This window comes from Chitinophaga sancti (genome assembly GCF_034424315.1).
Lineage (GTDB): Bacteria > Bacteroidota > Bacteroidia > Chitinophagales > Chitinophagaceae > Chitinophaga > Chitinophaga sancti.
This window is the reverse complement of record NZ_CP139972.1, coordinates 3,878,887-3,891,201: the sequence shown is the minus strand read 5'-3', so window position 1 is coordinate 3,891,201 and position 12,315 is coordinate 3,878,887. Positions and strand designations below refer to the sequence as shown.

The window sequence follows — 12,315 nt, the reverse complement described above, 5'->3', positions numbered from 1 at the left end:
TCCTAAAAATGGTGTAACTTGCTGCTTACCATCAACGTTAAACTATTGGTGCTTTCAACAATCAAATAATACTCAAAGTATACTATGAAAAGATTATTGTTTTGCTTATTCCTGCTGGCTACTGTTCACCTGGCGCAGGCGCAGTATTACAAATCCGACACTGCCAGGATAAAAGAACGCAACACATCGCGCCTTATGATTGGTGGTTCGGCAGGACTTGCTTTTGGGGATTATACCAACATTGATTTCTCCCCGATAATCGGTCTTCGCTTCAACGAAATGTTTGCGGCCGGTGTCGCAATCAATGCTCAATACGGTGCAGAGCACTTCCGTTATTACGATGGCAGCACACAAAAACGTAACCAGTACACCATCTTAGGTGGCGGACTCTGGGGGCGTTTCTATCCATTCGACTTTATGTTCATTCACGTACAGCCGGAATATAACGCCATCAGCGTAAAGACTACCCTGTATAATCCAAAGCAGACCTATACAGATCATTACGGCGTACCCAGCCTGCTGTTGGGCGGTGGTTATGTACAACCTGTCAGTGACAGGGCCGCAATCAATATCATGGCCTTATACGATGTGGTGCAGGATAGCAGATCACCTTATTCCAATGGTTTGATCCTGCGGGTAGGTGCAACATTAGGATTTTAATCAGATCATTTTCATAAAAAAGGCTGACCGGTTTTCTGGTCAGCCTTTTTTCATTTCCCTTTACCAGCTGTATTTTAGCGTAGATAAATTGTAGAATTGACACTGTTGTAAAACTTGTTATCACAGGTATCATGATTATTTCAGTGCCATAATTGTTTTTATGGGTTATTATCTGTAATTTTTGTAAAAATTGGCCTTCCACGTTGCCTGGCCAATAGGATAAACCACGTTAGGATGAAGGCATTGTACTGTACACAAATCTGCTGCGGCAGAGAGCAAATTACTATATGAGGAAAACCTTGAAGTGACCAGCACCTGTGCTGTTTTTTGCTATGCTATATAACTTGATTATGTGTCAATCCAGCATAAAGATATTTAAGAGAATGCGGTGGGCCTTATAGGCTGCTGCATGTTCATAACGTGTTAAATGTTAAGCGGGTTTCTTTCAAGTTACCTGCTTCTTTAAATTTATAATGTTATCTGACGTTTTTCTCTTTAGAGGAAGATAAAGTCCTTGTTTTATGCTTTTCCCTGCCGGGAACCTAATCATCAAAAAATCTCCCCTTCTCTTGCTGCCGCAGGCTAATTCTTTAGTATTTTAGCATATATAAAAAAAATCCATAGCTATAATGAACGATCGTTTAATGAATTTGAAAGAAAGGGACTGGACGGAAACCAAAGCACACTCCAGCTGGCAGATCTTCAAGATTATGGCCGAATTTGTAGAAGGCTTCGAAGCCATGGCTAAAATGGGGCCATGCATCTCCATCTTCGGTTCGGCCAGAACCAAGCCTGGCAATAAATACTATGAACTGGCCCATGAAATAGGCCGCCGCCTTGCTGATGAAGGTTTTGGGATTATCACAGGTGGTGGTCCGGGAGTAATGGAAGCGGCAAACCGTGGTGCCCAGGAGGCCAAAGGCAAGTCAGTAGGGGTAAATATTACATTGCCACACGAACAGTTTCCGAATTCATACGTAGATCACGATAAAAACCTTCATTTTGACTACTTCTTTGTACGTAAAGTCATGTTTACCAAGTACTCCCAGGGGTTTGTCATGATGCCTGGCGGATTTGGCACGATGGATGAATTCTTTGAGGTGGCGACACTTATTCAGACAAAGAAGATGACGGAAACCCCCATGGTACTGGTAGGTAAGGAATATTGGAGCGGGCTGCTGGAATGGATCAGGACAACGATGATGGAGAAGGAGAGTAATATATCACCGGAGGACCTGGGGCTCTTGAAGTTATTTGATACTGCGGATGAGGTAGTGGAGTATTTCAGGGTATTTTATACGACGAACAAGCTGCGGCCTAATTTCTAATACTTTTATTATAGGCCTGTGAGTGAAGCTCATAGGCCCTACAATTCCCGGTATAAATTAAAGAGGAACGCCACCCTCCGGGTATTTTCTGTAGGTTTGCAAAAATTACACGCAATGGATATAATTCCAGCCAACGTGGAAGCGTTTGCAGAGAAGTACACAAGCCCGGAAAGTGAGGTGCTACGGCTGTTGAACAGGGAAACAAACCTGAAGGTAGAGCAGCCGCATATGCTGAGTGGTCACCTGCAGGGGCAGTTCCTTAGCATGGTGAGCCATATGCTGCGTCCGGAAAGGATCCTTGAACTAGGGACATATACAGGATACTCTGCCATTTGCCTGGCGCAGGGGCTTACGCCTGCAGGTATATTGCATACCATTGACATGAACGAAGAAAGAGAAGATATGTGCTTGCGTTACTTTGAGAAGGCTGGCCTTTCTGATAAGATCAAAATGCATATTGGCAAAGCTGCGGATATCATCGCGCAGTTTGACGAAGTATTTGACCTGGTATTTATTGACGCAGACAAGGTAGGGTATGAGAAATATTATGATCTCGTGTGGGATAAATTACGTCCTGGCGGAATTATTTTAGCAGATAATGTGATGTTTCATGGGGAGACTTTGCTGGAAAGTGCGCAGCAAAGCAATAATGCTAAAGCGATGGTAAAATTTTGTGAGAAAGTGGCTGCAGATGGGCGTTCGGAACAGTTATTGCTTACGCTGCGTGATGGATTGCTGATGATCAGGAAGAAGAGTTGAGATTGGCTTTTGTTGAATTTGATTGACTGACCTGATTAGATATCATTCCTACAAATTTGTCCTCCTGAAAGCGAATTTAACAACAACCAGGAGGCACAATTTTATTCAAAAACGAACCCATTAAATTCATATACATGCAACTAAGGAGATACTTTTTCACGGTCAGTTTTCTAATTGGCTGCATGCCATTGGTGAAAGCACAGGGCACCTCGACACCGCAATACATTGCGACGTATAAGGATATCGCAATCGATGAAATGAAGCGGAGTGGAATCCCGGCTTCCATTACCCTGGCACAGGGCGTATTGGAAACACAGTCCGGCAATAGCTGGCTGGTACAGAATTCCAACAATCACTTTGGTATCAAGTGTAAAAACAACTGGGCAGGTGAAACTGTGAACTATGATGATGATGCACGCCAGGAATGTTTTCGCAAATACAGTACAGCTGCTGATTCATACAAGGATCACTCTGACTTCCTGAAGAATAACCCACGTTATTCATTCCTCTTCCAGTTTCAGATGGAAGATTACAAGTCATGGGCATATGGACTGAAGCAGGCGGGTTATGCTACCAGCAAAACATATCCGCAGCAATTGATCAAGGTAATCGAAGACTATAACTTACAGCAATATACGATGGAAGGAGAGGGCCTGGTAGCCAGGTCTAAACCTTCCACAGGTACATCTACAAAAACTTCGAACTCCGCTACCGGAAACGGCAATGCAGCTGCTGATAAACCCATTCCATCCGGCGTATTTGAAATCAATGGCCGTAAAGTGCTGTATGCACAGGCGGGTACTGCATTGATACAGCTCGCGAATGAAAAGGATATCAAGCTGCGTAATCTTGTGAAGTATAATGATCTGGCAAATGATGATCCTTTGCCGAAGAGCAATTATATCTTTTTGGAGAAGAAGGGGAAATCCGGTAAGAATGATTTTCACGTAGTGAAGCAGGGTGAAACGATGTATGATATTTCCCAGGCAGAAGGGATACAGTTACGCTGGTTACGCCGTCGTAACAAGATGAAGGAAGGAGAAGAACCTGCTGCCGGCCAGCGTTTGGCACTGCAGGGCTATGCAAGCACAAAGCCTGAACTGGCAAAGATACCACCGCCGGAAGATCTAACAGAAGGAGACCTGAATCCTAAGCAGATAGTGGATGATGTGAAGACCGAGATGGAACGGCAACAACAGCTGGCACAGCAACAACCGGCGCAATCAAAACAACAGGTAAATAAATTGCCTGATGGAATGGTGGATGATTTGAAGAAGATTGGTGATGTGACACCGGCAGGGAATAGTACTCCCGCTAATGCAGCTGCTGGTAATACAGTCGCAAAACCAGCTGCCACAGCGGCGAAGCCGGCATACAATCCGGCCCCTGCATCAACAACACCAACAGCTGCCAAGCCAACTTATAATCCGGCACCAGTTGCAACAGGAACAGTTACTGCTACTTCACCTGTAGTGAATGCATCCGCAAGTGTAGGAACAGCTGCATCAGCACCAGTAAAACCTGTAGTAAATGCATCTGCAAGTGTAGGCACACCTACCTCAACACCGACAGCAACGACATCAACACCTGTTACTCCGGCTACACCTGCACCGGCACCAGTAAAACCTGTAGCAAATACATCTGCAAGTGTAGACACACCTACCTCAACACCAACAGCATCAACACCTGTTACTTCGGTTACACCTGCACCTCCGGTTAGCACTAATACCGGAGCACCTGCACCAACACCGGTAGCAACAACACCAATAACGACGACTCCAGCTGCATCTACACCAGCAAGCTCCCCTGCTCAGCCAGTAGCATCTACACCCGCTGCGCAGCAGACTCCTTCAACACCCGCATCAGGTGAGGAAACTATTCAGGTAGGTAATCTGTTATATCACGACGTCACTTCCAAAGAAACCTTATACGGTTTATCTAAACGCTTTAATGTAACAGTAGAACAGTTAAGGGAATGGAATCAACTGGAAGGATACGATATAAAAATCGGTCAAAGGCTTTTAGTTGGGAGAGTACAATAATAGGGTGAATGCAAAAGAGGATAATTTGAATAGGTAAGAATTCAATAACGAAGTATTTATTTATTGCGAGAATAGAACACTTAATGAATTCAGTAACGAAGGATTTATTTATTGCAAGAATCGAACACTTAATGAATTCAGTAACGAAGGATTTATTTATTGCAAGAATCAAACACTTAATGAATCCAATCACAAAGGATTTGTTTATTGTAAAAATCGAACATTAATGAATCCAATCACAAAACAAATCATCCGGCAACAACAAAATTTAATCAATCGTAAATAAGGAAACACATGTCCGTTATAAAGGTTCATGACAAACAATTCACACCTTACATCACAGCAGACAAACTGCAATCCCGAATCCAGGAATTAGCAGCCGCGATCAGCAATGACCTGAAAGGTGAAAAACCATTATTCATCGCCATCCTCAACGGTTCCTTCATGTTCGCCGCTGATATTTTTAAATACCTGACCATAGAAGCAGAGATCTCGTTTATCAAACTCGCTTCTTACAAAGGCATGAAATCGACCGGCACCGTAGTGCAGGCAATCGGCCTGGATGAAGACCTCTTTGGCCGCACGGTAGTCATCCTGGAAGACATCGTAGATACAGGAAAAACACTCAGCCAGTTCCTGCCACAATTAGAACATCAGCAGCCTAAAAAACTGTTAGTCACTTCCCTGCTCACTAAACCTGAAGCAATGAAGTATCCGATCAATATCGATTATCTTGGTTTTAGTGTACCAAATAAATTCCTGCTGGGCTATGGCTTAGACTATGATGGCCTGGGTAGAAACCTGCCTGAAATTTACCAGTTAGTAGAACAAGCTTAGTTTTTGTATTACCCTGGGTAAAGCAAAAATTCAAATACTCAAAAAATCCCTCCTGCCTTAAAAACAGGAGGGATTTTTTGCTTATATTACATTAACTGATGCAGAAACAAAATGGAAAAGCTCCTGATGCTGCTTGCCAGCCTGCTAATCCTTGTACCTGCGAATGCACAGAAAATTTACATCACCGGAGCCGTAGAGGATAGTATTTCACACAATCCCTTACCCGGTGTATTAATCTCAGTGATCAATGATACCGCAAAAGTCGCTACTAACCAGTACGGGCTTTTTCGGATTGCGGTGCCTTCCCAGGACGCTATATTACTCTTCCAGCTGGATAAATACCGCCCTAAAAGGGTTCCTGTCAGTGTGTATAACCGTATCCTCGTTCAACTCGATGCCATCGACAACCCCCAGGACGCCATCGCCAAAGCCAAAGCTATTGCCCGCGATCGCTCCTCTTCCGGACCCAATCCAAACTATGGCAATACCAGCATGGGTACCCGCGTCTTCTTCGACGAAACCTATGGCACCATGTACGAAAATCAGTTCATGAAAACCCTGATCCGCAGCCACTCCACATTCGCTGTAGATGTAGACAGGGCCGCCTATAGCAATATCCGCCGTTTTATTCACCTCAAAGAAAAGATCCCTGTCGATGCCGTGCGTATCGAAGAAATGCTTAATTACTTTAACTACCACTACCTGCCTCCCCCCAAAGACCAGACCTTAGCCATCTATAGCAGCTACGCCACCTGCCCCTGGAAACCGGAGCACCGCCTGTTGCAAATTGCTATAAGAGGTGCCGTCATGCATACCGATAGCCTGCCTCCCAGCAATCTCGTATTCCTGATCGATGCCTCCGGCTCTATGGCCCCTGCCAATAAACTACCCTTGCTACAAGCCGCCTTCCGCATCCTTGTCAATAATCTTAGGAAGAACGACCATGTAGCAATCGTTGCCTACGCAGGTGCACCCGGTATTATCTTGCCCAGTACGCCCGGAGATCAGAAAGATAAAATCCTCAATGCGATCGATAACCTCAGTGCTGGCGGCGCTACAGCAGGAGAAGCCGCCATCAAACTCGCTTACCGCCTGGCCCAGGACAACTTTATCAAAGATGGTAATAACAGGGTGATCATGGCGACTGATGGTGATTTCAACGTGGGGCAGACCAGTGATGTGGATATGGAAGAACTCATTGTAAGCAAAAAAGAGAGTGGCGTACTACTGACCTGCCTCGGTTTCGGCATGCGTGATTACAAAGATAGCAAGCTCCAAACCCTTTCCAGCAAAGGCAATGGCAACTTCGCCTACATTGATAATCTTGAAGAAGCCAGTAAGATCTTCGCCCGCGAATTTGGAGGCACCTTGTTTACAGTGGCCAAAGATGTACAGGCAGAAGTCTACTTCAACCCTGCCATGGTTAAATCCTATCGCCTGATTGGATATGAAAATAAAGTGATCAGCAATGCAGATACAACAGGCGGTCGTGTATCCGGAGGAATAGTAGGAGCGGGGCATTGCGCGCTCGCAATGTATGAGATCGTACCCGGAACAGAAGGAGGAACTCTCCGGGATACAGAGGTCGTATTCAAACCCGCTGACAGCCTTTTGGCGCAAATAAAAATAAATTTCCAATTGCCAACAGACTCCTCATTTCATACTATCTGGCACCAGATCCCCGATTCCTGTGTAGCCTTCGAAGATGCTGATACCGATTTCCGTTTTGCATCCGCCGTTGCACTATGCGGCTTATTGTTAAGGCATTCAGCCTATAAAGGAGAGGGGGATAGCAAAATGGTGTTAGAAATAGCTAAAAAGTCTCAGGGAGATGATCAGGGAAATTATCGTAAGGAATTTATCAAGCTGGTGAAAGACCTAAAAAAGAATAAAAGTATTTATTAATTGGATTGCAAAGTTTAACAGTGGATTTCCCACCTCAACTGTTAAACTTTGTTAAAGCTGCCCGCTGTCTTTTAAACTTTGCCCCCTGAAAATATCTAACCTCTTGTTATCGCAACCTATTTTGGAATTGAACTATTAAACGTGGGAAATCAATGCATAGCAAGTCAGTTAAGATTCTTGAACTAAACTTCGAGCGTGGATGGCGGGGAGGTGAACGGCAGACTATGTATACCATGTCCGGGTTCAAAGACGCGGGCCTCAATGTAGAACTGCTCTGTAGAAAAAACTACCCGCTTCAGAAAAAGGCAAATGAAAAAGGTTTTAAAACCCATTCATTTACCAGCATTTTTGGGGTGCTATTCTTCCTGATCTTCAAGGGAAGCCGCTATGATGTCCTTCACGCGCAGTCTTCCCATATCCTTACATATGCTATTCTTTCCAAGCCCTTTCACCGGGCAAAGATCATTTTCACCCGTCGCGTGGATTTTGTTCCCCATGGTAAAATGACCTTATTCAAATACAAACTGACGGATCAGGTCATTGCCATCAGCAATGCTATCAAAGGCATCCTCACCGATTTTGGGGCAAAAGATGTCCGCCTCATCTCCAGTGCCATAATTGCAAAGAAACTGGATAGACTAAGAGCGGAACAAATCCTCAGAGAAGCTGGCATACATTCTTCCTTACACCTGATTGGTACAACTGCCGCCCTTGTTCAACATAAAGATCCATTCACCATGATCGAGGCCATCCGTAAACTGGCGGCTGTTCGTCGTGATTTTGTATTCCTGCACTTTGGAACGGGAGAGCTGGAACAACAAATGCGGGATAAAATTGAAGAATATGGCCTGGGAGATGTGTATAAACTAATGGGTTTTTATGAAAACGTGGAGGATATCTTTTCTGTACTCGACATCTTTACCATGAGCTCCGAACAGGAAGGATTGGGAAGTAGTGTGCTGGATGCTTTCATGTACAGGGTTCCTGTGGTGTCTACAAATGCCGGTGGCTTGTCAGATCTTGTCCAGGGAGGCAGGGCCGTTTCCTGCGAAATCCATCAGCCGGAACAATTGGCGGCTGGTATACAGTCCTTGCTGGAAGAACCTGCCAGGAGAGAATCAGTTGCCAGACGTGCGTTTGTCTATACAACAGAAAGGCATAGTTTGTCGTGCATTACCCAATCTTACCTGGAATTATTATATGAAATGGGAGCGGGGATTGACCTTTCCAGCTTAGAAAAATCCCTGCCTCATATGTCGGCTACGCAGGCATGTAAAATTTGATGTACGCAGGGATGTGAAATTTAGAATACACATACTTAGAAAAATCCCTGCTCATATGCAGGCTACGCAGGCATAAGTTGCTTAGCCAGTTCATACACCATTTGTCCAATCGCACGATGGCTATACCTCCCAGAAACAGTTTCATAAGCCCCTCTCGCCAGTTTTCCCCTCAACACCTGATCGTTTTTTAATAAAAGAATTTTTTCCGCAATCGCCTCCGCCTTATTTTCTGTTAATAAAATATCCCTTCCATCAGTAAAAACCTCCCTGATAGCAGCAGATTCCTTCGTGATAATAGCCTTCTCAAGCGCAGCATAATGAAAGATCTTATTAGGAATTACCAGGTCTGCTTTCAGTGTCTCCCCAAATATCCCCAGGCAAATATCAAAATGATTCATCTCTTCCGCCAGTTGATCATAAGCCACCCAACCGGCTAAACTAATATTACTCAATTGATAAGCCTGTACTAGTTGCTGGATAACTTTAAACTCAAATCCATTCCCAATCAACCTGAAATGAATGTCCGGATAGGCTTTCAATACTTTCGCCGTCTCCACAATCATACGGGTGCCCTGCAGGGGAATAAATCCGCCATAAAATCCTACCACAAAAGTGTCTCTCACTTTCAAAGCCTGGGCAGGCTGGAATTCATCTGTATTAACTCCCACAGGAACAACATGTAGTTTGCGCAGGGGAATATTGAAAGTACGATGATAATAATCCCGGTGCCCCGCTGTGTCACAGATAACCAGGTCTGCCAGCTGCATAGCGATTTTATCCTTCAGGTAATTCTTCAATGCCCTTGGGGAAAACTTAGCAACTTTTTTATAATCAAATACTTTGGAGAGATATCTGGAGATGAGGGGATCAAACAATACCGGTTTACCTGAAAGGAATTTAATCATTGCCACATCCTGGTGAGTAAAAGAAGGCAGAAAAATAACATCCGCCTCCTTACAGGCTTTACGCAAGGCTGCAAGGTTCCACTTGCTTTGCTCCTTATAATTGTAAAAAGACAGGAACACTGCTGGTATGGTTCGTAAACCATCCAGGATAATTTTCGTACGGTTGTAGTCTGGCTCGAAATCTCCGGCTACCAATATCTTCATGGTGCGATCTTGAAAAATTAACAGCTACAGCCAGATGAAAAATGAGGTTAAACGGCTTATTTAGTAATCTTAAAACACTTCCTGATCAGTTTCTGCTGAAAATCAAAAGGCATGGTCTGTCCGGTAATATCCTTAATTGCACTTGCCTGGATCTGTTCTGTTTCCAGCTGGAACTTACGGTAATTATTACTAAAGTACACAACGCCTCCTGGTTTGGTAGCGTGCAAAACCTTATTTAAAATAGACACATGATCCCGCTGAATATCCAGGAACTCCTTCATTCGCTTGCTATTAGAAAACGTAGGAGGATCCAGTACCACCAGGTCAAAATAATCAGCCGGCAGGGTATCCAGGTATTGCAATACATCAGCATGTACAAACTGAAAGTTCCCCTTCAGGTCATTCAGTTGCATATTTTCTTCTGCCCATGCCAGGTAGGTCTTTGACAAATCCACAGACACCACCTCGCTCGCACCACCTGCCGCCGCATACACAGAAAACGACCCGGTATAGCAAAAGAGGTTCAGCACTTTCATGTCTTTCGATGCTGCCCGCACCATTCCCCTGGTAATGCGATGATCCAGGAACAAGCCCGTGTCCAGGTAATCGGATAGGTTCACCTTGAATTTCAGTCCGGCTTCATGCACCACTACTTCATGGCTTTCAAATGACACCTTTTCATATTGCTCCTGTCTGCTCACTTTCCGCTGTCTTTGCTTCACCCAAATATTTCCCAAAGGAACTTCCAGCACCTTTGCAATCACTTCAAGGGAGCTATCCAGCCACAATTCATGGTTTTCCTCATCCATTCCATGCGGGCGGGTATATTCAGATACATACACATGATCGTCATAGCGATCTACACTGAAAGGAAATTCATTGATATCATCATCATACACCCTGAAACAGGTAATTTGCTGGCGACGCGCAATTTTACTGATATGGCGGTAAACCTTTACCAGCCGGTTTTCTAGCATTTGTAATTTGGAAGGATCGAACATGTGCGGTAAAATTATGGCTAAAAAGCGAAAAAACCGTTGATCGCATAGCAATCAACGGTTTTAAAAAGTATCCTATTAAGGCTTAAAAGTACCTCCTAAGATTTTAAAATTATCCTACTAAGGTCTAAAAGGTATCCCACTAAGACTTCAAGCTACCCACTTAAGCTCTTAACTAAAAATATCTCTCACTTTCTCAAAGAACCCTTTATCTGACTTCTCCGGTTTAGGCTGGAAATTCTCTGAACTCGCCACCTTCTCCAGGAACGACTTCTCCTCACTGCTCACATTCTGTGGTGTCCATACATTCACATGAATCAGCTGATCACCCTTCTCATAAGAATTTACGGAAGGGAACCCTTTCCCTTTCAGTCGGAAGATCTTGCCAGACTGCGTGCCCGCAGGGATCTTGATCTTTGCTTTACCATCGATAGTCGGCACCTCTACAGAAGTACCAAACACTGCATCAGGGAAAGAAATATACAGGTCATAAGCTACATTCAGCCCATCACGCTGCAGTTCCGGATGTGGTTCCTCCTCGATCAGGATCAGCAGATCCCCGGGAGCACCCCCTCTTTCACCTGCATTACCCTTACCGCTCATACTCAGCTGCATACCCTCCTGAACCCCTGCCGGGATGTCGATGCTTACCATTTCTTCACCATACATACGGCCTTCACCTTTACAGTGGCCACATTTGCTGGTAATGATCTGGCCTTCTCCATGACAGGTAGGACAGGTAGCTACAGTTTGCATCTGACCCAGGAAAGTCTGGGTTACTTTCCTTACCTGGCCGGACCCATGACAGGTATTACAGGTCTGGAAAGCATTTTTATCTTTTGCACCCAGTCCACCACAATGCTGGCAGGGTACATGTTTCTTTACCTTGATCTTCTTATTGGCACCTTTAGCGATCTCCTCGTAGGTCATGCGGATCTTAATACGGAGATTGGAGCCACGAGTACCTCTGCCACGTCTGCCACCACCACCGCCACCACGGTTTCCACCAAAGAAGCTGCCGAAGATATCGTCTCCGAAAATGTCTCCGAAATTGGAGAAGATATCATCCATATTCATGTTACCGCCACCGTAACCACCACCGCGGTTACCCATACCCGCGTGACCAAAACGGTCATACTGGGCGCGTTTATCCGCATCGCTCAATACTTCATAGGCCTCTGCTGCCTCCTTAAATTTTTCTTCTGCTTCCTTATCATTGGGATTGCGGTCAGGATGGTACTGCATTGCTACCTTACGGTAAGCCTTTTTAATTTCATCCTGGGAGGCAGACTTGGCGACGCCCAGTATTTCGTAATAATCTCTTTTGGTAGACATATATCGCACTAAAGCCGGCATTACGCCGGCGTGGTTAAAGAAAAACTATTCTGTCAGAA

Annotated in this window: 10 protein-coding genes; 7 read left to right on the top strand and 3 right to left on the bottom strand. The window is 44.7% G+C overall.

Going from position 1 to position 12,315, the window contains the following annotated elements:
• Positions 1–84 precede the first annotated feature (84 nt).
• The 7 genes from U0033_RS14920 to U0033_RS14890 all read left to right on the top strand — a co-directional run bounded on the left by U0033_RS14920 (position 85) and on the right by U0033_RS14890 (position 8,814).
• On the top strand, positions 85–660 hold the full coding sequence (locus U0033_RS14920) for a hypothetical protein (protein WP_072362703.1): 576 nt from the start codon (positions 85–87) through the stop codon (positions 658–660).
• Positions 661–1,289: 629 nt separating this feature from the next.
• Entirely contained in the window at positions 1,290–1,988 is a 699-nt protein-coding gene (locus U0033_RS14915) for an LOG family protein (protein ID WP_072362702.1), read from the top strand.
• A 114-nt stretch (positions 1,989–2,102) separates the two neighbouring features.
• A complete protein-coding gene (locus U0033_RS14910; RefSeq protein ID WP_072362701.1) occupies positions 2,103–2,747 on the top strand; it encodes an O-methyltransferase in 645 nt (214 codons plus the stop codon).
• A 134-nt stretch (positions 2,748–2,881) separates the two neighbouring features.
• A complete protein-coding gene (locus tag U0033_RS14905; protein WP_083571600.1) occupies positions 2,882–4,789 on the top strand; it encodes a glucosaminidase domain-containing protein in 1,908 nt (635 codons plus the stop codon).
• Between the two features lie 294 nt (positions 4,790–5,083).
• Positions 5,084–5,626, top strand: a complete 543-nt coding sequence (hpt, locus tag U0033_RS14900; protein WP_072362699.1) for a hypoxanthine phosphoribosyltransferase — start codon at positions 5,084–5,086, stop codon at positions 5,624–5,626.
• A gap of 111 nt (positions 5,627–5,737) precedes the next feature.
• A complete protein-coding gene (locus tag U0033_RS14895) occupies positions 5,738–7,531 on the top strand; it encodes a YfbK domain-containing protein (protein WP_072362698.1) in 1,794 nt (597 codons plus the stop codon).
• Positions 7,532–7,683: 152 nt separating this feature from the next.
• Entirely contained in the window at positions 7,684–8,814 is a 1,131-nt protein-coding gene (locus U0033_RS14890) for a glycosyltransferase family 4 protein (RefSeq protein WP_083571599.1), read from the top strand.
• A 62-nt stretch (positions 8,815–8,876) separates the two neighbouring features.
• On the opposite strand, the gene U0033_RS14885 is transcribed toward U0033_RS14890, so the two are convergent.
• The 3 genes from U0033_RS14885 to dnaJ all read right to left on the bottom strand — a co-directional run bounded on the left by U0033_RS14885 (position 8,877) and on the right by dnaJ (position 12,256).
• Positions 8,877–9,923, bottom strand: coding sequence for a glycosyltransferase family protein (locus U0033_RS14885; protein ID WP_072362696.1), 1,047 nt, complete (start codon positions 9,921–9,923; stop codon positions 8,877–8,879).
• 56 nt (positions 9,924–9,979) lie between these two features.
• A complete protein-coding gene (locus U0033_RS14880) occupies positions 9,980–10,924 on the bottom strand; it encodes a class I SAM-dependent methyltransferase (protein ID WP_072362695.1) in 945 nt (314 codons plus the stop codon).
• 168 nt (positions 10,925–11,092) lie between these two features.
• A complete protein-coding gene (gene dnaJ, locus U0033_RS14875; protein ID WP_072362694.1) occupies positions 11,093–12,256 on the bottom strand; it encodes a molecular chaperone DnaJ in 1,164 nt (387 codons plus the stop codon).
• Positions 12,257–12,315 lie beyond the last annotated feature (59 nt).